This is a genomic window from Sorangium sp. So ce887, assembly GCF_051521455.1.
Taxonomy (GTDB): Bacteria; Myxococcota_A; Polyangia; order Polyangiales; family Polyangiaceae; genus Sorangium.
In genome coordinates this window covers 7,403,101-7,423,741 of record NZ_CP150354.1, presented here as the reverse complement: position 1 = coordinate 7,423,741, position 20,641 = coordinate 7,403,101, and the positions used below count along the sequence as shown (strand labels likewise).

The 20,641-nt window shown below is 71.6% G+C and carries 16 protein-coding genes and 1 pseudogene; 11 read left to right on the top strand and 6 right to left on the bottom strand.

Going from position 1 to position 20,641, the window contains the following annotated elements:
• Window positions 1-17 precede the first annotated feature (17 nt).
• The 3 genes from WMF36_RS27455 to WMF36_RS27445 all read left to right on the top strand — a co-directional run bounded on the left by WMF36_RS27455 (window position 18) and on the right by WMF36_RS27445 (window position 2,491).
• The gene (locus WMF36_RS27455; protein WP_437476938.1) at window positions 18-374 is read left to right on the top strand and encodes an ArsR/SmtB family transcription factor; all 357 of its coding nucleotides are present in this window, start codon (window positions 18-20) and stop codon (window positions 372-374) included.
• 200 nt (window positions 375-574) lie between these two features.
• Window positions 575-1,534: a GlxA family transcriptional regulator gene (locus WMF36_RS27450; protein WP_437581970.1), complete on the top strand. Its 960-nt coding sequence runs from the start codon at window positions 575-577 to the stop codon at window positions 1,532-1,534.
• A gap of 240 nt (window positions 1,535-1,774) precedes the next feature.
• Window positions 1,775-2,491 carry a DJ-1/PfpI family protein gene (locus tag WMF36_RS27445; RefSeq protein WP_437573723.1) on the top strand — a complete coding sequence of 239 codons (717 nt, stop codon included), beginning with the start codon at window positions 1,775-1,777 and terminating at the stop codon, window positions 2,489-2,491.
• Window positions 2,492-2,539: 48 nt separating this feature from the next.
• Here WMF36_RS27445 and WMF36_RS27440 read toward each other — a convergent pair whose 3' ends face one another.
• From WMF36_RS27440 to WMF36_RS27425, 4 genes and pseudogenes are all read right to left on the bottom strand, one after another.
• A complete protein-coding gene (locus WMF36_RS27440) occupies window positions 2,540-2,956 on the bottom strand; it encodes a VOC family protein (RefSeq protein WP_437573722.1) in 417 nt (138 codons plus the stop codon).
• A gap of 46 nt (window positions 2,957-3,002) precedes the next feature.
• Window positions 3,003-3,494 (bottom strand): DoxX family protein, encoded by a 492-nt coding sequence (locus WMF36_RS27435; RefSeq protein ID WP_437573721.1) that lies wholly within the window; start codon window positions 3,492-3,494, stop codon window positions 3,003-3,005.
• 131 nt (window positions 3,495-3,625) lie between these two features.
• Window positions 3,626-4,636 (bottom strand): annotated as a pseudogene (locus WMF36_RS27430) (sigma-70 family RNA polymerase sigma factor); the annotation flags it as partial.
• A gap of 65 nt (window positions 4,637-4,701) precedes the next feature.
• Window positions 4,702-5,583 carry a hypothetical protein gene (locus WMF36_RS27425; protein ID WP_437573720.1) on the bottom strand — a complete coding sequence of 294 codons (882 nt, stop codon included), beginning with the start codon at window positions 5,581-5,583 and terminating at the stop codon, window positions 4,702-4,704.
• A 162-nt stretch (window positions 5,584-5,745) separates the two neighbouring features.
• On the opposite strand from WMF36_RS27425, the gene WMF36_RS27420 reads away from it, so the two are divergent.
• The gene (locus WMF36_RS27420; protein ID WP_437573719.1) at window positions 5,746-7,080 is read left to right on the top strand and encodes a flavohemoglobin expression-modulating QEGLA motif protein; all 1,335 of its coding nucleotides are present in this window, start codon (window positions 5,746-5,748) and stop codon (window positions 7,078-7,080) included.
• Window positions 7,081-7,206: 126 nt separating this feature from the next.
• Here WMF36_RS27420 and groL read toward each other — a convergent pair whose 3' ends face one another.
• Both groL and groES read right to left on the bottom strand, forming a co-directional pair.
• Complete coding sequence (gene groL / locus WMF36_RS27415; RefSeq protein ID WP_437573718.1) at window positions 7,207-8,841, bottom strand: chaperonin GroEL; 1,635 nt, start codon at window positions 8,839-8,841, stop codon at window positions 7,207-7,209.
• A 33-nt stretch (window positions 8,842-8,874) separates the two neighbouring features.
• Entirely contained in the window at window positions 8,875-9,165 is a 291-nt protein-coding gene (gene groES, locus WMF36_RS27410; RefSeq protein WP_437476915.1) for a co-chaperone GroES, read from the bottom strand.
• A gap of 462 nt (window positions 9,166-9,627) precedes the next feature.
• On the opposite strand from groES, the gene WMF36_RS27405 reads away from it, so the two are divergent.
• The 7 genes from WMF36_RS27405 to WMF36_RS27375 all read left to right on the top strand — a co-directional run bounded on the left by WMF36_RS27405 (window position 9,628) and on the right by WMF36_RS27375 (window position 20,476).
• The gene (locus WMF36_RS27405) at window positions 9,628-10,335 is read left to right on the top strand and encodes a hypothetical protein (protein ID WP_437573717.1); all 708 of its coding nucleotides are present in this window, start codon (window positions 9,628-9,630) and stop codon (window positions 10,333-10,335) included.
• A gap of 752 nt (window positions 10,336-11,087) precedes the next feature.
• A complete protein-coding gene (locus WMF36_RS27400; protein ID WP_437573716.1) occupies window positions 11,088-11,294 on the top strand; it encodes a hypothetical protein in 207 nt (68 codons plus the stop codon).
• A gap of 232 nt (window positions 11,295-11,526) precedes the next feature.
• Window positions 11,527-12,264 carry a ferredoxin--NADP reductase gene (locus WMF36_RS27395; protein WP_437573715.1) on the top strand — a complete coding sequence of 246 codons (738 nt, stop codon included), beginning with the start codon at window positions 11,527-11,529 and terminating at the stop codon, window positions 12,262-12,264.
• Window positions 12,265-12,452: 188 nt separating this feature from the next.
• Window positions 12,453-15,155: a valine--tRNA ligase gene (gene valS / locus WMF36_RS27390; RefSeq protein ID WP_437573714.1), complete on the top strand. Its 2,703-nt coding sequence runs from the start codon at window positions 12,453-12,455 to the stop codon at window positions 15,153-15,155.
• Between the two features lie 164 nt (window positions 15,156-15,319).
• A complete protein-coding gene (locus WMF36_RS27385; RefSeq protein ID WP_437573713.1) occupies window positions 15,320-16,273 on the top strand; it encodes a universal stress protein in 954 nt (317 codons plus the stop codon).
• On the top strand, window positions 16,273-16,500 hold the full coding sequence (locus WMF36_RS27380) for a hypothetical protein (protein ID WP_437573712.1): 228 nt from the start codon (window positions 16,273-16,275) through the stop codon (window positions 16,498-16,500). The genes WMF36_RS27385 and WMF36_RS27380 overlap by 1 nt, the downstream gene beginning before the upstream one ends.
• 100 nt (window positions 16,501-16,600) lie before the next feature.
• Window positions 16,601-20,476, top strand: a complete 3,876-nt coding sequence (locus WMF36_RS27375) for a protein kinase domain-containing protein (protein WP_437573711.1) — start codon at window positions 16,601-16,603, stop codon at window positions 20,474-20,476.
• The last annotated feature ends 165 nt before the right edge of the window (window positions 20,477-20,641 follow it).

Sequence of the window (20,641 nt, the reverse complement as noted above, 5' to 3'; positions counted from 1 at the left end):
AACCAAGGAGTTATAATATGACGCCCTCCGAGCGCCTCGACGCAACGTTCGCTGCGCTCGCCGATCCGACCCGGCGAGCGATCCTCGCGCGCCTCGCGTCCGGCGAGGCGTCGGTGAACGAGCTGGCGAAGCCGTTCGCGATGAGCCAGCCCGCGATCTCGAAGCACCTCAAGGTGCTGGAGCGCGCGGGCCTGATCTCGCGTGGTCGCGACGCGCAGCGACGGCCGTGCCGGATCGAGGCCAAGCCGCTCGAGGACGCGAGCGGCTGGCTGGACAACTACCGTCGTTTCTGGGAGGGCAGCTACGAGCGCCTCGACGCCCTGCTGGAGGAGCTGAAGGAGCAGGAGAGCCAGGGTGAGCGCTCGAAGCGCTGAGCCCTCTGCGCAGGTCACTCGGAGGGCGGTCCCGTATCACCTTCTCCGCGCTCAGGGTGCTTGGCAGGAAATGCAGGTACCTTGTCTTGACGGTCAACTGCGCAGCGGGGTAGCGTCATCGCGTGAACCGGCCCCGTCCATCGAAGATCGCTCCCCGCGTGACGCCGGGCGCGGGCCGTCACGCGCCGACGCGCAGGATCGTGGTCGTGGCCTACGACGGCGCATGCGCCATCGACGTGGTGGCGCCCGCCGACGTATTCGCCCTGGCCTCGGAGCTGGTCAAGGCGAAGCTCCGTGGGGCTCCCCCGGCCTATGATGTCGAGATCGCCGCCGTGTCGGGCGGCGTGGTCCGGACGTTGACCGGGACGCAGATCGTCGCTCAGAGGGCGCTCGCGGACCTGGCTCCCGGCGTCGATACGGTGCTTGTCGCCGGGGGCGATTACCGTGGAGCGATGCGTGACGCCCGGCTGCTCGGCTGGCTCCGCGCGACCACGCCCGGGGTGAGGCGCATGGGCGCTGTCTGCACCGGCGCCTTCATCCTCGCCGCCGCCGGGCTGCTCACGGGTCACCGGGCGGCCACGCACTGGCGCTCGGCGGCCGCGCTGGCGCGCGAGTTTCCCGGTGTCGATGTCGACCCCGACGCGATCTTCATTCGATCCGGGAAGATCTACACGTCCGCGGGCACCACCGCGAGCATCGATCTCGCGCTCTCGCTGGTGGAGGAGGATCTCGGGTACGACGTGGCGCTCGAGGTGGCGAGGGATCTCGTGGTGTTCCTCAAGCGCCCTGGCGGACAGTCCCAGTTCAGCCGCCCGCTGCACGCGCAGACGGTCGCCACGGGGCCGCTGCGGGGTGTCGTCGACTGGGTCCTCCGGCACCTCGACGCCGATCTGCGCGTCGAGGCGCTGGCCGAGAAGGCCGGTATGAGCCCTCGCAACTTCGCGCGGACGTTCACCCGCGACATGCAGATGACCCCCGCAAAATTCGTCGAGGCGGCGCGGCTGGAGCAGGCGCGCTCCTGCCTCGAGGGGGGCCGCGCGTCCATCAAGCAGCTCGCGGGCGACTGCGGCTTCGGCACGGACGAGCGGATGCGGCGCGCGTTCCAGCGCGCCCTGCAGGTCACGCCGGAGGACTATCGCCGGCGCTTCGGCCGAGCGTGAGCGGACCCCGAGCGCGCGGCCGCGCGTGACCGCGTGACGAGGAGCGCCGGGGTCCTGAGCCTCGTGTCCTGAAAGCAGGGTGGAATGTCCTGTCGGTTCACCTCGGCGTCGCTCACAGTCAGGTCCACCGAGCGCCGTCGACAGGGCGCTCGTCATGGCCAGGCGCGGCGCCGCGTCGAGGCGAAGATCCGCGATGGGGATGATCGGCGGATGAAGGAATGAAAGGATCAGGGACGAAAGATGACGGAAGCGTATGAACTCAAGCTGCCAGGCCCGCAGCCGCTGCTCCAGATCGGGATGGTGCTTTATCCGGGGCTCACAGCGCTGGATCTGATCGGTCCTCAAAGCGTGCTGGGCCCTCACGCGACGACCCACCTCCTCTGGAAGACGCGCGCCCTGGTCACGTCCGACTCCGGGGTCTCTATCCAGCCGACCGCGACCTTCGGCGACTGTCCGGACAACCTGGACATCCTGTTCGTGCCCGGCGGCCTGGGCACGTCCGACGCCATGGCAGACGAGGAGATCCTCGCGTTTCTGAGGGATCGAGGCCCTCGCTCCAGGTACGTGACCTCCGTGTGCACAGGATCGCTCATCCTCGCCGCGGCGGGCTTGATGCAGGGATACAAGGCCACGACGCACTGGGCCACGCGCCACATCCTCGAGGCGCTCGGCGTCGAGTGTGTCCAGGCGCGCGTGGTGGTCGATCGCAACCGGATCTCGGGCGGCGGGGTGACGGCGGGCATCGATTTCGGGCTGGCGCTCCTGGCGCTGTTGCGCGGAGACGATGCCGCGAAGCTGACGCAGCTGATGCTCGAATACGACCCTGCTCCGCCGTTCAACGCGGGGACGCCGGAAGCTGCAGGCCCCGAGCTCACTCGGCTCGTCCTGAGCGCTCTTGAGCCGGACGATCGGAAGATGCGGAAGGTCGCAGCAGAGATAGGCATCAGCGCGAGCTGAGGTGCCTTCATGTGAGCTCTCTCCGGGCGGCGCGCCCGCCGCCGCGGGCTACGGCTGGATCGCCGCAGGGTCCATCCAGAGGACCTCCCAGTGGTGGCCATCCAGGTCGTAGAAGCTGGAGCCGTACATGAAGCCGTGATCCTGCGGATCCATCGCGTGCGACCCGCCCGCCGCGAGCGCCTTCTTCACCATCTCGTCGACCTCGCCCCGGCTGCTGCACGAGAGCGCGAAGAGCCCTTCCGTGTGCGTGCTCGTGCTGCAGATCGCCTTCTTCGTGAACGTCTTGAAGTACGGCTCCGCGAGGAGCATGACATAGGCCTCCTCGCTGATGACCATGCAGGCGGCGTTCTCGTCCGTGAACTGCGGGTTGAACTCGAACCCGAGCTTGCTGAAGAACTCCATCGACCGCTTCAGATCGCGGACGGACAGGTTGACAAAGATCTTGCGAGGGTTGTTCGTCGTCATGGCTCTCTTCTCCTTTGCTGTGATGGACTCCGGGGAAGCGTGAAGCTCATCGGTCGAGCGACGCCGGGCTCGCGAGCAGCGCGCGCGCGCGGCGGTCGCGCAGCCAGAGCCCCGCCCAGAGGAGCGCGGCGATGTAGATCGGAAAGAGCGTGTGGCTGAAGAGCGGGCTCCCGACCCGCACGTGGATCGCGATCGCGCCGCCCAGGTAACCGGTCCACAGGATCGCGCCGAGCACCGCGGTGCGCGGGATCAGGTACGTCACCAGACAGGCGATCTGGAGGTAGCCGAGGGTGGGGACGAGGCTGGCCGGGAATCCGAGATCGGCGGTCCCCGCCTCCGCGGGGACCAGCCGCAGCACCTTCACCGCGGCATCGAACGTCAGGAACAGCACGCCCAGCCCGCTCAGGACGCGACCCGCCCACAGCGCTCGCCTGGACGGCGCCGCGCCGGGCGCTGCGACGCGGGTAGGCGCCTCGGTCCGGGGCCCGGTGGTGAGATCTTGGTCACGATGATGGATGCTGGCGACGTTCGCGGTCATGGGTGCCTCCGTGCTGGATTCACCCCGTAGACCCCCGCGCCCGTCGGGGATCATCGGTCGCCGAGAAAAAAGATCGCCGCGCCGCTCCTGGCCGGGCGCCCGCGGTCAGGCCGGAAGGTCAGGCCGGAAGGTCAGGCCGGAAGATCGAGCGGCAGCCCGAACCGCGGGAAGAGCGTCTCGGCGTCGAGGAAGGACGTCATGCTGGCGATGCGGTCCCCGGCGATGTCGAGCACGATGAGCGCCCAGGCCCGGTGGCCGCCCTCGGGGGTGGGGCGATACTGTGCGAACGCCGGCGCGCCGGAGGCCGCCGTCGGCACGAGCCGCGACCCGCGGCAGCCCGCCCCCCGGCCCAGAAGCCAGGTGCGGATCGCCTCGGGGCCGCGCAGCCAGAGGGTGTAGGGCGGCATCGACAGGATCGCGTCCTGGTGCAGCAGCGCCGCGAGCGCGTCCACGTCGTACTGCTCGAAGGCGGCGACGTAGCGGTCGACCAGGGCGGACTGCGTTTCGGGCAGCGAGACGCGCGCGTCGCCGAGATCGCGGCCCGCGAGCGTCGCCCGCGCGCGCTGGAGCGCGCTGTTGATCGCGGCGACCGAGGTGTTGAGGCTGTCGGCGACCTCCGCGGCGGACCAGCCGAGCACCTCGGTGAGCAGCAGCGCGGCGCGCTGCTTCGGCGGCAGGTGCTGGAGCGCCGCGACGAACGCGAGGCGGATGCTCTGGCGGAGCATCGCCTTCTCGGCAGCATCGATGTCCGCCGGCAGGGCGTGCGCGTCGGGAACGGGCTCCAGCCAGTGCGTGCGCGGGCGCGTCTCGAGCGTGTCGTCCACGGTGCCCACCGGGCCTTCCTCGATGGGGCGCGCCCGGCGCGCGCGGTCGGTCCGCAGGTCGATGCAGACGTTGGTCGCGATGCGGTAGAGCCAGGTGCGCAGCGACGAGCGCCCGTCGAACCGATCGAGGCTGCGCCAGGCGCGCACCATCGTCTCCTGGACGGCGTCGTCGGCGTCGACCACCGAACCCAGCATCCGGTAGCAGTGCCCGGTGAGCGCGGCGCGGTGTTCTTCGAGCTCAGCTACACTCTCCGACATCGGCCGGACGGTATCATTGGCTCTCCGGCGGGTCCACCGGTCACGCGTGCTCGGCGCGGAGCATCGGTGTCCCGGGTGGGGGTCAAAGGGCGCTCACGACCCAGCCCCGGAACACCCTCCCTGCATCAGCTCGGGCGCCGCAGGCGGAGGATCTTCGCTCCTCGATGGGGATCGATCGGGGGTAACGCGAGCACGAGCCGCTCGATCAGCGGCAATGCGTGCTGCACCGAGCCTTCTGCCTGGAGCTCGGAGAACGGGCCAGGATAGGCGAGGATCAGGCGGTAGATGTTCGCGAAGGCGCGCGCGTACACGCCGACCTGCTCGTGCTGGCCGATGAACCTGCCGTGAGCGGCGCTCTCCGAGGCCGCAGGGCCCCGCACGCGGTCGATGGCGCGCGCGATGGCGACCTGCCGCCGCCACGCCATCGGGCTGCGCGAGCCGCGCTCCCGGATCTTCTGGAGGTGGCCGGCGATGGTCTCGCGCGCCCCGGGGCCGAGCGACGTTGTCGCGAGCGCCTGCTCCAGCGCGGCGTCGTCGAGCTCGAGCAGATCGATCAGGTTCACGCCGACGCGCTCCACGTCGTCGGCCCACTGCGCCAGGAGCAACGCATCGTCGACGTCCACCTCGTCCCGGCGCGGCTCCGAGGTCCCCCAGATCACCGGGGAGGTGTCATCCACGACGATCGCGCCGAGCGCGCCCGCGCGCGACGCCAGCCCTTCCAGCTCGTCGTCGAGGCGGTGGGTCGACCCGCTGCGCGAGGGCCGCGGGTCCTCACCCCCTGACGAGAGCCCCGAGAACGACGCGGCGAGCTCCTCCAGCTGCCTCGAGACCCTGGCGGGCTCGCCGGGCGGCTCGGCGAAGCGCGCGACCAGCCGCGAGCCGTTCGGCAGCGCGCACCACACCGCGCGCGGATCGCCGGGCGGCCTGCCGCCGAGCTCGATCAGGACGTCATCGGCGGACAGCTCGCGCTGCACGAGATCGAGATAACGGAGCAGGGCAGGGTCCATGGCGAGCAGCTTACTCGAGTTGGCCGGGCCGACGGCCCTCGACGAGCGGCGTCATGGATCCCCTCGCGCAGCCCGGGCAGCCCGATCGCCCGCTCTGCCCGAGCTCGCCGGCTGGCGCGCAGCCGCTTCCCGCGCCCCGCGGTTCGGGCGATCCTGCGATTCATGAGCATCGACCGCGCCGTGCTGGAGCAGCTCGAACGGGTCGGCGGCCGCCTCTCGGAGGGCAAGGCCTTCAAGCTGCTCGACGACATCGCCTGGCCGCGCGAGGTGGAGGAGCGCTTCTTCGCCTCTGGCGAGGACCGCCTCCCCGAGGTCGAGCTCCGCGTCGATCGCGACGGGCTCGCCCGGCGCGTCGCCGAGCTGCGCGAGCTGCTGCGGTCGATCGACGGCGACGCCCCTGCGCTCGCCTGGCTGCGGGACAGCGTCCGCGCGCAGATCGAGGCCGCGGAGCTGCTCGAGGCGGCGGGCACCCGCGAGTTCTCGGCGCGGTCGCGGGCGCTCTACGGCGGCGCGCGCTCGCCGTTCTTCGGGGGCGCCCTCAGGAACATCGACCTCGCCGAGCACCTCACCGAGCGCCTGCGCGTCCACGGCTGGGACGAGGCCAGCGATCCCGAGGAGGAGCCGCTCGACGCCGGCGCGCTCCGGGACATGCTCGCCGCCCGCGTGGCCGCGCGCCGGCCGCCGCTCGACATCGAGGTCACCCTCGACCCGCGCATCACCGCCAAGGTGGTGGCCGGCATGAGCCGGATCCGCATCCGCCCGGAGGCCACCTTCGCGTCCTGGGAGGCCGAGGGGCTGTGGCACCACGAGGTCGAGACGCACGCGCTCACCGCGCACAACGGCGCGGCGCAGCCGCGGTGCTCGTTCCTGCGCTCGGGCGGCCCCCGCACCACGCGCACCCAGGAGGGGCTCGCCATCTTCGCCGAGCTGTACAGCCGCTCGCTCTCCATCGGCCGCCTCACCCGGCTCGCCGAGCGGGTGCGGCTCGTGGACATGGCCGAGCAGGGCGCGAGCTTCCTCGACCTCTACCGCCACCTGCGCGAGCGCGGCGCCGAGCGCCGCGACGCCTACTTCGACGCCCAGCGCGTCTGCCGCGGCGGGCTCGTCGAGGGCGGCGCGCCCTTCACCAAGGACGCCTGCTACCTGGCCGGCCTGCTCGAGGTCTACGCCTTCCTGGCCGCGGTCCTGCGCGGCGGGCTGCGCGACGAGGTGGAGCTGCTCGTGTGCGGCCGGATCGCGCTCGACGACATCGCGGTGCTGGCCGAGCTGCGCGCCGCCGGCGTGCTGGAGCGGCCGCGCTACCTCCCGGCCTGGCTGCGCGCATGGCAGACGCTGCTGCCCTACTTCGCGTTCACCTCGTTCATGGACGGCATCGACCTGGGCCCGGTGGAGCGGCACTTCCAGGAGCTGCTCCGCGTGGCCGCGGACGCGCGGCCGGCGGGGGAGGGGAGGCGGCGCCGCGGCCGGCCGCCGGTGGCGGAGAGCGGCCAGGAGTGAGCGCGCCCGGCCGGGCGCTTCCCGGCCACAAAAAGCGAAGAGCCGGTCTCCCGCCCGGGAGACCGGCCCTCACGCTCCTCCCGGCGGCGCGCGCGGGCTCATCGCCCGGCGCGCGCCCTCAGGAGACTAGAAGTCGCCGTGGCCGTGGCCCGCGTGGCCACCACCGGCGCCGGACGACTTCTCGTCCTTCGGACGCTCGGCGATGAGCGCCTCGGTCGTCAGCATCAGGCTCGCGACGCTCGCCGCGTTCTGGAGCGCCGAGCGGACGACCTTCGCGGGGTCGATGACGCCCATCGCGATCAGGTCGCCGTACTCGCCGGTCGCGGCGTTGTATCCGAACGAGCCCTTCCCGTCGCGGACCTTCTGCACCACGATCGAGCCCTCTTCGCCGGCGTTGGCGGCGATCTGGCGGAGGGGCTCCTCGATGGAGCGGCGGATGATGTTCACGCCGGTCCGCTGCTCGTCGCTCACCTGGAGCTTCTCGAGGGCGGCCTGGGCCCGGATGAGCGCGACGCCGCCGCCGGCGACGATGCCCTCCTCGACGGCCGCGCGGGTCGCGTGGAGCGCGTCCTCGACGCGGGCCTTCTTCTCCTTCATCTCGGTCTCGGTCGCGGCGCCGACCTTGACCACCGCCACGCCGCCGACGAGCTTCGCCAGGCGCTCCTGGAGCTTCTCGCGGTCGTAGTCGCTCGTCGAGTTCTCGATCTGCCCGCGCATCTCCGTCAGGCGGGCCTTGATCTTGTCCTTCTTGCCCTCGCCGCCGACGAGCGTCGTGTTGTCCTTGTCGATGATCACGGTCTTCACGCGGCCGAGGTCGCTGAGCGTGACGTTCTCGAGCTTGAGCCCGAGCTCCTCCGCGATCACCTGGCCGTCCGTGAGCACCGCGATGTCCTTGAGCATCTCCTTGCGGCGGTCGCCGAAGCCGGGGGCCTTGACGGCGGCGCAGTGGAGCGTGCCGCGGAGCTTGTTGACGACGAGCGTCGCGAGCGCCTCGCCCTCGATGTCCTCCGCGATGATGAGGAGCTGCTTCTGGCTCTTGGCGATCGCCTCGAGCACCGGCAGGATGTCCTTCATGTTGGAGATCTTCTTCTCCGAGATGAGGACATACGCGTCCTCCATCGTGCACTTCATGGCCTCGGGGTCGGTCACGAAGTAGGGCGAGAGGTAGCCGCGGTCGAACTGCATGCCCTCGACGACATCGAGCGTCGTCTCGAGGCTCTTCGCCTCCTCGACCGTGATCACGCCCTCCTTGCCGACCTTCTCCATCGCGTCCGCGAGGAGCTTGCCGATGGTGAGATCGCCGTTGGCGCTGATGGTGCCGACCTGCGCGATCTCCTTCGCGTCCTGGGTCGACTTGGCGGCGCCCTTGAGGTGCGCCACGACGGCCTCGACGGCCTTGTCGATGCCGCGCTTGATCTCCATCGGGTTGTGGCCCGCGGCGACGAGCTTCGAGCCCTCGCGGTAGATCGCCTGGGCGAGCACGGTCGCGGTCGTCGTGCCGTCGCCGGCGATGTCGCTGGTCTTCGAGGCGACCTCGCGGACCATCTGGGCGCCCATGTTCTCGAAGCGGTTCTCTAGCTCGATCTCCTTGGCGACGGTCACGCCGTCCTTGGTGATCGTGGGAGCGCCGAAGCTCCGCTCGATGACGACGTTCCGGCCCTTGGGGCCGAGGGTGACCTTCACCGCGTCCGCGAGGGCGTTGACGCCCGCGAGGATCATGCTTCGGGCCGACTCGTTGTAGATGATTTCTTTGGCTGCCATGGTGCGAATCTCCTTGAAACGGTCTTGCCCGAATCAGCTCTCGATAACGCCGAGGATGTCTTCTTCACGGAGGATGAGGGCCTGCTCGCCGTCGATCTTGATCTCGTTCCCCGTGTACTTGCCGAAGAGGACGCGGTCGCCCTCCTTCACATCGAGCTTGCGGACGGTGCCGTCCTCGAGGGTCTTCCCGTTGCCCACGGCGAGCACGATGGCCTCCATCGGCTTCTCCTTGGCGCTGTCCGGGATGAAGAGGCCACCCTTGGTCTTCTCCTCTTCCTGCACGCGACGAACGATCACACGGTCCTGGAGCGGTCGGATTTTCATTTTGTTTTCTCCTGGCGTGACCCACCGGTCACGACCTGACGTCACTTCATCCCGTGCGTCGTGCATGGCGGCACGCTCGTGCCTCGGCTCCCGGGTCTCCCCGGGAACAGCTTCGGGCGCGCCTCTGCCGTCTGGCTGGATGCTGGCGTTGGCTTGGGGTTCTGGCACTCGCGAGATGTGAGTGCTAGCAACGACGTGCACTATACTCAGCCGCCCCGGGTTGTCCATCCTATAAGACGTCGTGAGAGGCGTTCGTTCCTGGGGGCCTAGGGGCCTGGTGCCCCGCTCGCCCGCTCGGGCCGCGGCGAGGAATGAGCAACTCGAAGAACCAGGCTGCTCGGGGCCGCGGGGGAGTCGCGCGCGGACGTCTCGATCGGGTCGGGAAGGGCCTGAGGGACGCGCCTTGACCCCGCTCGTTCGACCGATGACGCTGCGTCGATGGAACCGGTCCAGTCCCGATTCGTGCGTTCGCGCGTGTCGTCGGCGCACCGCCAGGGTCGCGCAGCGCGCTGTCGTCTCGTCGCGTGGGCGCTGGCCTTCGCCGCCGCGGCGCCCGCGCCTTCCGCCGCCGCGGAGCCGCCGGCGGAAGGCGCGGCGCGCGTCTCGACCCCGCCGCCCGCGCCTCCTGTCGCGCCGGCCGTGGCGGGTCTCCGGCCGGGGGCCACGTGGGAGGAGACCGCCGCTGCGCACGAGGCGCGCATCGCGGCGCTGGAGAGCCAGGCGCGCCGCGTCCACGAGATCGGCTCCGAGGACGAGCGGCGCGCCGCGCAGCGCCGGATCGAGCTGGAGCTCGCGGCGGCGCGGAGGGACTTCGACGATTTCGAGGAGCGAACGACGGAGTGGAACAGCCCTGTCATGGCGATCTCGGGGCTCGTCCTCGCGAGCCTCGGCGGCGCCGCCATCCTCGGCGGCGCGGTGCTGGTCTTCGCGAGTTACGACGACAGCAGCGCGGGGCGCAGCGAAGCGTCCAAGCTGGCGATCGCCGCCGCGGCCGGCGGGGTGGCCGGCGTCGCCGTCGGCCTGCCGCTCTACGTGATCGGCAAGAAGCGGGTGCGGAGCGACGCCGCGTCGAGCGCGCCTGTCGTCGCGCGGCTCCTCGTCGGTCCGGGCGCCGTCGCTGCGTCGCCCGGAGCTGGCCCCCTGAGCGCGGGGCTGCGCGTCGCGTTCTGAGCACGAGCGCCTCGTGTCTCCAGCTCAACGATATCCATGTCTCAGTGTCCGCGGCAAAAGGATGCAAGCCAGCGCGAGGCCAGCGCGCGAACTGCCCTCCTTTACAAAATTGCTGGGCATGCTCCCGGCCGAGTGCTAGCGTTCCTCTCGACGCGTAGCCCGCGTCGACCATGCGCACTCCCGGCTGAAACCACCGCTCCGTCGCGCGACCGTCAAGGTTGAACGCCTGTTGCCCAGGGTGGCACGGCGTCCTTGTGTTGTCGCGCATGAGCCGCCACGACGGCGACCCGCGGAACCCCGCGCGAGCTCGCGTCGTGCGCTCATGAGGACGGAGCGCGGCCGACGAGCGAACGAGCCTGATGCGCTGGAGGTCGATCTCCAGGAGATCCGCGATCTCCTGGGGGTTGTCTCTCGCTCGCTGGCCGCGCGCTCGGAGCACCGAGCCGGAAGGTTCGTGGCGCGACGGGCCGACTCGCCATCTCTCCTGACGTCGAGACGCTGAGGCCTCTCGACAGGGAGCGTGCGGCGAGGCGGACCGCCCCGTCCCGACGAGAGGCGGAGGTGCGTCGAGAGAGCGCCAGTCGAGCGGCCGGGGAGAGGCTCAGAGAGCCGGCGTCCGTCGCGGTGTCGGTCTGTCTTCAGTCCGGGGTCGTACGATGAATGGAGGGTAGATGAGAACCGGTTCTTCGAAGGTTTCGTTCAGCCTTGGTGCTCTTCCTGATGTGGTGATGACCGATCGACTGGAGGATTCTATGCAACGACGCGCGCATCTCCCCGTCTCCGACCTCGCGCAGGGCTCGGCCAAGACACCCGACCCGCGCCCGCCGCAGAGAGGGCAGCCCCCTGCGCCGAAGCCCGCGCACCGGGACATCCGCCCGCCGCGCGCGCTCCCCAGCCAGGATCGCTCCCGGCCGGCGGTGAACATCCCGCAGCGCCGCCGCATGGGCGTGCAGCGGTAGATCCCGCGCCGGCTCCCCCGCCGGAGCGCGGACCCCGGGCTTCCGGCCCGGCCGCGCTCGGCGGCGTGGCCGCCCTCCGGCGGTGTCCCGGACCTGAGGCCCGGGATTCCCTCGATGGCGCCCTCCGGCGGCGCCCTCCCGGCTTCGATGGTGATTGGGCCGAGGCGCAGGCTGCGGTAAGACCTCGCCACCCGGCGCGGCTCCCGCAGCCTGAGCCTCGCCGGGCCCGACCATGATCCACGCCGAACCGTTCGAAGCCCGCCTCGTCGCCGCCCGGCCTCTCAGCCCCTTCGTGCGCGAGCTCTCGTTCGAGCGCGCCGACGGGAGGTCGTTCCTGTTCGAGGCAGGACAGTGGGTCAACCTCGTGCTCCCGCTCTCGGGCGGCGAGGTGAAGCGCGCCTACTCGATCGCCTCCGCTCCCGACGGCTCGCCTCGCTTCGATCTCGCGGTCACGCTCGTGGAGGGCGGGGCCGGCTCGGAGCACCTGCACCGGCTCGAGCCCGGCGCCACGCTCCGCGCCATCGGCCCGCACGGGCTCTTCACCCGCGATCCCGGGGATTCCGCGCCCTCCTTGTTCGTCGCCACGGGCACCGGCATCACGCCGCTCCGGAGCATGCTGCACGCCTCCCTGCGCGCAGGGCTCGCCGCGCCCCACCTGTGGATCCTGTTCGGCGCGCGCTTCGAGGAGGACGCCATCTACCGCGACGAGCTCGAGGCGCTGGCGCGCGGATCCGACCGGATCCGCTACGAGATCACGCTCTCGCGGGGCGGCCCTTCGTGGTCCGGCCGCCGCGGCTACGTGCAGGCGCACGCGCCCGAGCTCTACCGGGCGCTCGCGGAGAAGAGCGGCGATCCGGCCCCGCACGTCTTCATCTGCGGCCTCGATCGGATGGTCTCGTCCGTTCGCGAGCTCGCCCGCGGCGAGCTCGGCGTCCCCCGCAAGCACGTCCACATCGAGCGCTACGACTGAGCCTCCGGCCCCTCCGCGACCGCGCCGCCGGCCTCGCCACGGCGCCACGGCGGAGCCGCCGGCCTCGGGCGGACGCGCTCGCGGATCGCCGCCCCGCGGCGCGGCGCGCCTTGAGCGGCACCCGGGGTACGACGTAGGATGCCGCCCCCGCGGGCGGTTCCTGCGGGGTCTGTTCTGCAGGTGACCACGTGACGACCAAGAAGACGTTCCGCACCATCGATCCCGCGACGCTCCCGAAGCACTTCGACTCGCCCGTCGCCGAGCAGCGCCTGGCCGACGTGTGGGAGGCCGACGGGACGTACCGATACGACCCGTCGCGTCCGCGCGAGGAGACCTTCGTCGTCGACACGCCGCCGCCGACCGCCTCGGGCTCGCTGCACATCGGCCACGTCTTCAGCTACACGCACACGGACGTCGTCGTCCGCCAGCGCCGGATGCGCGGCTTCAACATCTTCTACCCGATGGGCTGGGACGACAACGGCCTGCCCACCGAGCGGCGCGTGCAGAACTACTTCCACGTCCGCACCGACGTGCGCACGCCGTACGAGCGCGGCCTGACCTTGCCGCAGGCGTCGCCGGAGGCGATGAAGAAGGAGCCGCCGCGCATCGTGTCGCGGCCCAACTTCATCGAGCTCTGTCACAAGGTCACGCGCGAGGACGAGCAGGTCTTCAAGGCGCTCTTCCGCCGGGTGGGCCTCTCGGTCGACTGGCAGCACGAGTACGCCACCATCGATGATCACTGCCGCAGGACGGCGCAGCTGTCGTTCCTGGATCTGCACGAGAAGGGCCATCTCTACTCGGTCTTCGCGCCCACGATGTGGGACGTCGATTTCCAGACCGCCGTGGCCCAGGCGGAGGTCGAGGATCGCCAGCAGTCCGGCGCGTTCCACGACATCGCGTTCGCGGTGGAGGGGACGGGCGAGCAGCTCATCATCGCCACGACGCGCCCGGAGCTGCTCGCCGCCTGCGTCGGCGTCACGGCGCACCCGGAGGACCCGCGGTATCGGCACCTCTTCGGCAAGACGGCGCTCACCCCCATCTTCCGCGCCCCGGTGCCCATCTTCCCGAGCCCGCTCGTCGATCGCGAGAAGGGCACGGGCATCCTGATGGTCTGTACCTTCGGTGACGCGACGGACGTGATCTGGTGGCGGGAGCAGAAGCTCCCTCTGCGGCAGATGCTCGGCAAGAACGGCCGTGTCCTCCCGGTGACGTTCGGCGAGGGCGAGTGGCAGAGCCGCGACCCGGCCGCGGCCAACGCCGCCTATGCGCCGCTCCAGGGCAAGGGGGTGAAGCAGGCGCGCACCGCGGTCGTCGAGCTCCTCCGCCGCGACGAGCACGCGGCGGCGCCCGGCGCCGGCCCGGCGCTCCGGGGCGAGCCGAAGCCGATCGAGCGCGCGGTGAAGTTCTTCGAGAAGGGCGACCAGCCGCTCGAGTTCGTGCCCACGCGGCAGTGGTTCGTCCGGCTCTCCGACAAGAAGGCCGAGCTCCTCGAGTTCGGCGACAAGATCGCGTGGCACCCGGATTTCATGCGCCTCCGGTACCGCAACTGGACCGAGGGGCTCCAGGGCGACTGGTGCATCAGCCGCCAGCGTTATTTCGGCGTGCAGTTCCCTGTCTGGTATCCGCTCGACGCCGAGGGCAACCCGGATCACGGTAGGCCGCTGCTCGCGACGCGCGAGAGGCTCCCGGTCGACCCGACGGTCGACGCGCCGCCCGGGTACGAGCCGTCGCAGCGCGACCAGCCGGGCGGCTTCACCGCGGAGTCCGACGTCTTCGACACGTGGTTCACGAGCTCGCTCACACCGCAGATCAGCTCGCACTGGGGGGACGACAAGGCGCGCCACGCGCGGCTGTTCCCGGCCGATCTGCGGCCGCAGGCCCACGACATCATCAGGACGTGGGCGTTCTACACGATCGCCAAGGCGATGCTGCACGAGTCGTCGATCCCGTGGCGTCATATCGCGATCTCGGGGTGGATCCTCGACCCCGATCGCAAGAAGATGTCGAAGAGCAAGGGCAATGTCGTCACGCCGATGCACCTGCTCGACGCGTATTCTTCCGACGCGGTCCGCTACTGGTCGGCGAGCGCGCGGCTCGGCACGGACACGGCGTTCGACGAGAAGGTGCTGAAGATCGGAAAGCGCCTCGTCACGAAGATCTGGAATGCGAGCAAGTACGTGCTCAGCCAGTCTGCGGAGCTCCATCCGGTCTCCGAGGAGCTCGACCGGGCGTTCTTGCACAAGCTGTCGGCGGTGGTGGCGGACGCGACGCGCTCGTTCGATGAGCACGAGTTCGCGGCGGCGCTCGAGCGCACCGAGGATTTCTTCTGGCGCTGGTTCACCGACGCCTACCTGGAGCTCGCGAAGGCGCGCGCGCGCGGCGAGGGCGGCGCCGGGGAGGCGGCGCGCGGCTCGGCGGTGGCGGCGCTGCGGCTCGGGCTGTCGGTGCTGCTGCGGCTGTTCGCGCCGGTCTTGCCGTACATCACGGACGAGGTCTGGCGCTGGGTGTACGCGGAGGAGACGGGGCAGGCCTCGATCCACCGGGCGACGTGGCCGGCGGCGGCGGATTTCGCGGACGTCGCGGCGCCGGCGGACGCCGGGCTCCTGGATCTCGCGGCGGCGGCGATGGCGGCCGTCAACAAGCGCAAGAGCGAGCTCGGCGCGAGCGTGGGGCGCGTGGTGACGGATCTCGCGCTGGGCGCGAACGCCGCGACGCTCGCCCGTTTGCGGCCCTCGCTGGGTGACCTGCTCGCGGCGGTGCGCGCGGGCGCGCACGTGCTCGTGGAGCGGCCGGAGCTCGCGGACGGCGAGGTCGTGGTGGTGCGCTGCGAGGTGGAGGCGGCGGCGGCGGGCGCGGCGGCCGGGGCGGGGGAGGCTACGGCCACGGAGTAGCCCGGCCCGAGGGGAGAGAGCCCGCCCCGCGCGGCGAGCTCCCTCCCCTGCTGCGGGACGTCGGGCCGCGAGGGGAACCGCCTGACGCGGCGGGCAGCCACGACGCCATCGACGCTGCGCGGGCGCTTCCTCGCGCTGTCCCGCTGGGCGGGTAGGATTGACCGATGACCCAGAGCACCCCCGCATCGCACCACGAAGCGCTCCATGCGCCCGGCAGGTTCCGCTCGCTGCTCGTCCCCATGGACCTCTCGCCGGCGTCGGATCGGGTGATCGGGCGGACCGCGCTCCTGCCCCTGGCGGATGACGCCCGGATCACCCTCCTGCACGTGGTCCCCGAGGGGCTCAAGCCCCTTTCCCAGGAGCGCGCCGAGAACGACGCGAGGAAGGCGCTCCAGGCCGAGGTGGAGGCCCTGGCCCGGACGCTGCCCCGGACTGTCACGATCCGGCATGCCGTGCGGGGGGGCGCTCCTGCCGTCGAGATCGTCCAGCACGCGGCCGCCGTCGCCGCCGATCTGATCGTCGTGGGTCGAGGCGGAGGCCGCGGGATTCGCGACCTCTTCCTGGGCTCGACCGCCGAGCGCGTCGTCCGGCAAGCGCGGCTTCCGGTGCTGGTGGTTCGCCAGCGCCCGCGCGCCCCTTACCGGCATCCAGCGCTCGCGCTGGCGCTCGACGACGCGGGTCGTGACGTCGTCACCTCGCTGCTCCGGGTGATCCCGCCGCCGCGCCCGACGATATCGGTCATCCACGCCTACGACGCTCCGTATCTGAAGTCGGCCTATCCCAGCTTGTCGATGGAGGAGGCCGAGCAGTACTGCGAGGAGTACCGGCGGAAGGCGCTCCTCGAGCTGGCGCAGATCCTGGCTGCTGCGCTCGCCGAGGCGAACGTCCCGCCGGACGACGCGCCGGCCTGGAAGACCCGCGTCAAGTACGGGTCGCCGAGGGTCCTCATCGAGAAGGCCGTCAAAAAGGCGGAGAACGATCTCCTGGTGCTCGGAACCCAGGGCCGCAGCGGCGTCGCGCACGCCTTCCTGGGGACCGTGGCCGGGGACGTGCTGCGCGCGGTGGCGTGCGACGTCCTGGTGGTGCCGTCTTCTCAGGCCGCATCACCGCCGACCTGATGCAGAACAGCGGCCTCCTCGCTCACCTCGTCACCGCCCTGGGCGCCGCGCTGCTCGGCGCCGCCGTCGCGCTGCGCCTCCGCCAGCCGCTCATCCTCGGCTACGTGCTCGGCGGGGTCGCCATCGGCCCGTTCGCGCCCGGCATCATCGGCGACACCCCAGCAAGCCGTATGTCGTCATCGAGGAGGACCTGCGCGCCGTCGAGTCGCTGCGCGCGCAAGGGGTGACCGTCGTGTTCGGGGATACCGGGTTGCCGGAGGTGCTCGACCGGGCGCAGCTGCGCACGGCGTAGGGGGCCGAGCTCGCGCGAAGTACACTGGCGTCGCGATGCGCGCTGCGGATGTGATCGAGGATCGGTTCGAGATCGAGCGGCTCGCCGGCTCCGGCGGGATGGGGGACGTGTACCGCGCGCGCGACCGGCTGTCGGGCGAGGCGATAGCGCTCAAGGTGCTGCAGGGCGCGAGCGCGGACGACCTGCGCCGGTTCGCGCGAGAGGCGGAGGCGCTCGTCACGCTGCGGCTACCGGGGGTCGCGCAGTACGTGGCGCATGGAATGACCGCTGCAGGGCGGCCGTACCTGGCCATGGAGTGGCTCGACGGCATCACGCTGGAGGAGCGGCTCGCCGAAGCGTCGCTCACGCTCGCCGAGAGCGTGAGGCTGGCGGCGCGGGTGGCGGCGACGCTCGGCGCCGTGCACCGGCTCGGCATCGTTCACCGCGACCTCAAGCCGAGCAACCTGATGCTCGTGGACGGCGCGGTCGAGCGCGCCACGCTGCTCGACTTCGGCATCGCGCGCGACCTCCGGCTCACGCAGAGCCTCACCTCGCCCGGCGCGGTGCTCGGCACGCCCGGGTACATGGCCCCCGAGCAGGCGCGCGGCGAGTCGTCGATCGACGCCCGGGCCGACGTGTTCGCGCTCGGGTGCGTCCTTTTCCAGTGCCTCGCGGGGCGCCCGCCGTTCCTCGGCAACAGCGCGCTCGCGCTCCTCATGAAGGTGGTCCTGGAGGAGCCGCCGCGGCTCGGGGAGCTCCGCGGCGACGTCCCGGAGCCGATCGAGCGCCTGGTGACGCGGATGCTGGCGAAGGAAGCGGGGGCGAGGCCGCGCGACGGCGCTGCAGTCGCAGCGGAGCTCGCGGTCGCCGCCGGTGATGGGCTCTCCGCCGGAGCGAGCGCGGTCGCGGCGCCGTCCGTGCCGAGCGAGGAGATCACGACGGCCGAGCGCCGGGTCATGTGCGTGATCCTGGCCGCCGAGGGCAGCGCGGAGGCGGACGCCACGCTCTCCGAGGCCGAGTGCGCCTCGCGAATCGAGGCCCTGCGCCAGGTCGCGGCGCGCCACGGCGGGCGCCTCGAGCTCCTGCAGTCGCAGTGGTTGCTCATCGCGCTGTCCGGCGCCGAGACGCCGACGGATCTCGCCGTGCGCGCGGCCCATTGCGCGATCGCCCTGCGGGCCGAGCTCGGGAGCGTGCCCATGTCCATCGCCACGGGGCTGACGGAGGTCGCAGGGAGGCTGCCGGTGGGCGCGCTGATCGACCGTGTCGTGCAGCTCCTCCCGCAGCGCTCTCGGCTGCCGGGGTCGGGCATCCAGCTCGACAGCGCGACGGCGGGGCTGCTCGCCAGCCGCTTCGACACGACGCAGGGGCCCGAAGGATCCTGGCTGCGCGGCCCCAAGGAGGAGCCGGACACCGTCCCTCGGCTCCTCGGCAAGCCGACGCCGTGCGTGGGGCGAGAGCGCGAGCTCGCGCAGCTCGCGACCGAGTGGCGCCATTGCATGGACGAGCCCTCCGCGAGCGCCGTGATCGTCATGGGCGCTCCGGGCATGGGCAAGTCGCGCCTCGCCTGGGAGTTCCTCCGCACCCTCAAGGAGCGGAGCGAGGCCGCCGAGGTCTGGATCGGCAGGGCCGATCCCATGGCCGCCGGGTCCGCGTTCGGCCTGCTCGCCCGGGCGCTCCGCCGCGCCATGGGCATCCTCGACGGCGAGCCGCTGGAGGTGCGGCGGCGCAAGGTGCTCGCCCGGGTGGAGCGGCTCGACGGGCTCGGGGACAAGCGTCGGCACGTGGCGGCGTTCCTCGGCGAGCTCGTCGGAGCGCCATTTCCCGACGAGGGCGACGTGCAGCTCCGCGCGGCGCGCCAGAACGTGATGCTGATGGGCGATCGCATCCGTCAGGCCTTCGAGGACTTCGCCCGGGCCGAGTGCCAGAGGCAGCCGGTGCTCCTCCTGATCGAGGATCTGCACTGGGGCGACCTGCCCACGGTGAACCTGGTCGACGCCGCGCTCCAGCACGCGAGGGACCTGCCCTTCTTCGTGCTGGCGCTCGCCCGTCCGGAGGCCGACGAGCTCTTCCCCGGGCTCTGGAGCGAGCGCAACGGCCTCCGGCTCCGCCTTGCGCCGCTGCCCCGGCGCGCGAGCGAGCGGCTCGTGCGGGAGGTGCTCGGCGACGGCGTCGATGCCGACCAGGTCGAGCGGCTGCTCGCGCGCGCCGAGGGCAATGCGTTCGTGCTGGAGGAGCAGCTCCGCGCGGTCGCGGAGGGCAGGAGCGAGGGCATGCCCGAGACGGCGCTGGCGCTGGTGCAGGCGCGGCTCGAGGCGCTGGGCATCGAGGAGCGCCGCGTCCTGCGCGCGGCGAGCGTCTTCGGCGAGACGTTCTGGGAAGGCGGGGCCCGAGCCCTCGTGGGCGGCGCGCCGGTGGCGTGGCGGCTCGCCGAGCTCGTGCGGCGGGAGCTGATCCTGCGGCGCCGCGAGGGGCGCATTGCGGGCGAGGTGGAGTACGAGTTCCGGCACGCGCTGGTGCGGGAGGCCGCCTACGGCATGCTCACGGAGCGCGACCGCCGCGTCGGGCACGCGCTCGCAGGCGACTGGCTGGACCGGGGCGGCGGCGCGGACGCCATGGCGCTGGCCGAGCATTTCGAGATCGGCGGCGCGCCGGCGCGGGCGGCCGATGCCTACCTGCGCGCGGCCGAGGAGGCGCTGCGGGGCGGCGATCTCGCCGCGGCGGTCCGGCGGGCCGATCGCGGCATCGGCTGCGGGGCGGCTGGGGACACCGCCGGCAGGCTCCGCCGGGTCCAGGCAGAGGCCGATGTGTGGCGCGGCGAGCTCCCCCTCGCCGTGGAGCGCGCCACGGAGGCGATCGAGCGGATCGAGCGTGGCTCGGCCGCCTGGTTTTCGGCCATCATGCAGGTGGTCATCGCGTCGTACAAGATGGGCCGGCTCGACGAGATCGAGCGCTGGATGTCCCTGGCGGCCGACGCGGAGGCCACGGTCGACGCGCAGAGCGTCAAGCTCGTCTGTCTTGCCAACGGCGCAACGGTGCTGTCGGTGGTCGGTCGCTACGCAGAAGCGCGCGCTCTGATCGAGATCGTCGAGCGCGCTCTCACGAACAGCAATGTACGGGACGTGGGGCCGCTCGCGCAGCTCCATGAGGCGCGCTCTTGCTATGCGATGTGCACGGGCGACATGGTTGCCGGCGCGCGCGGGATGGAAGCCACAAGCCTTGCCTTCGAGCAGGCCGGTGATCGCCGCAACGCCTGCAGCTCACGCGGTAGCTTGGGCGCCATCTACGTCGAGCTCGGCGACTTCGAGAGGGCGGAGGCGGTGCTGCGGGCGGTCGTGGAGGAGGCTGACCGGATGCATCTGCATGACCTGAAGATGGCCTCGGAGGCCAACCTCGCGCTGGCCCTCGCGTATCGCGGCCAGCTGGCCGAGGGGCGGGCGTTCGCCGAGTCGGCTGCCTCGGCGAGCCGGCGATCGGGGATCGCGCGTACCGAGCTGTTTGCTCGCAGCTACCTTGCCAAGATCTGCGTCGCACTCGGCGACTTCGAGGCCGCCGAGGCCGAAGCGCGCGCCGCGGTAGCGCTCGTGCAGAGCGCCCCGACGCTCGGCGTCCCGGCGTACGCGGTCCTCGCGCGCGCGCTGCTGGGGCTCGGGCGCATCGACGAGGCTGTCAGGACAGCCACCGAGGCGAACTCCATGCTGGAGTCGTTCGGCACCCTCGAAGAGGGCGAGTCGCTGGTCCGGCTGACGTATGCCGAGGCGCTCTCCGCGAGCGGCAGACAGCACGAGGCGATTGCCGCCATCGCGTCGGCCAGGACTGCGCTGCTCGCGCGCGCCGAGAAGCTCATCGACCCGACCTGGCGCGAGCGCTTCCTCCGCGACGTCCCGGATAACGCCCGCACGCTCGAGCTCGCGCGGCAATGGCTCGTCGGTTGAGCCGGACGTCATGACCAGCAGGTCGGCCTCTCGGTACGCTCGCCGGCGCTGGTGACTTCGAGCTCCTTGTGTTGTGTCAACTCGGTTGCGTGGCACCTGCGCGGGAATAGTGCAGTGCCACCCGTGGGAGAACACACACCCGGGGGCTCATTCGAAGTACACAAG

What these genes read in the sequence shown, in the direction of transcription:
- WMF36_RS27375 (WP_437573711.1), top strand. Translation starts at nt 16,601, where the DNA reads ATGCGCGCTGCGGATGTGATCGAGGATCGGTTCGAGATCGAGCGGCTC.
- WMF36_RS27455 (WP_437476938.1), top strand. Translation starts at nt 18, where the DNA reads ATGACGCCCTCCGAGCGCCTCGACGCAACGTTCGCTGCGCTCGCCGAT.
- WMF36_RS27420 (WP_437573719.1), top strand. Translation starts at nt 5,746, where the DNA reads ATGAGCATCGACCGCGCCGTGCTGGAGCAGCTCGAACGGGTCGGCGGC.
- WMF36_RS27435 (WP_437573721.1), bottom strand. Translation starts at nt 3,494, where the DNA reads ATGACCGCGAACGTCGCCAGCATCCATCATCGTGACCAAGATCTCACC.
- WMF36_RS27440 (WP_437573722.1), bottom strand. Translation starts at nt 2,956, where the DNA reads ATGACGACGAACAACCCTCGCAAGATCTTTGTCAACCTGTCCGTCCGC.
- groES (WP_437476915.1), bottom strand. Translation starts at nt 9,165, where the DNA reads ATGAAAATCCGACCGCTCCAGGACCGTGTGATCGTTCGTCGCGTGCAG.
- WMF36_RS27400 (WP_437573716.1), top strand. Translation starts at nt 11,088, where the DNA reads ATGCAACGACGCGCGCATCTCCCCGTCTCCGACCTCGCGCAGGGCTCG.
- WMF36_RS27385 (WP_437573713.1), top strand. Translation starts at nt 15,320, where the DNA reads ATGACCCAGAGCACCCCCGCATCGCACCACGAAGCGCTCCATGCGCCC.
- groL (WP_437573718.1), bottom strand. Translation starts at nt 8,841, where the DNA reads ATGGCAGCCAAAGAAATCATCTACAACGAGTCGGCCCGAAGCATGATC.
- WMF36_RS27395 (WP_437573715.1), top strand. Translation starts at nt 11,527, where the DNA reads ATGATCCACGCCGAACCGTTCGAAGCCCGCCTCGTCGCCGCCCGGCCT.
- WMF36_RS27380 (WP_437573712.1), top strand. Translation starts at nt 16,273, where the DNA reads ATGCAGAACAGCGGCCTCCTCGCTCACCTCGTCACCGCCCTGGGCGCC.
- WMF36_RS27425 (WP_437573720.1), bottom strand. Translation starts at nt 5,583, where the DNA reads ATGGACCCTGCCCTGCTCCGTTATCTCGATCTCGTGCAGCGCGAGCTG.
- WMF36_RS27445 (WP_437573723.1), top strand. Translation starts at nt 1,775, where the DNA reads ATGACGGAAGCGTATGAACTCAAGCTGCCAGGCCCGCAGCCGCTGCTC.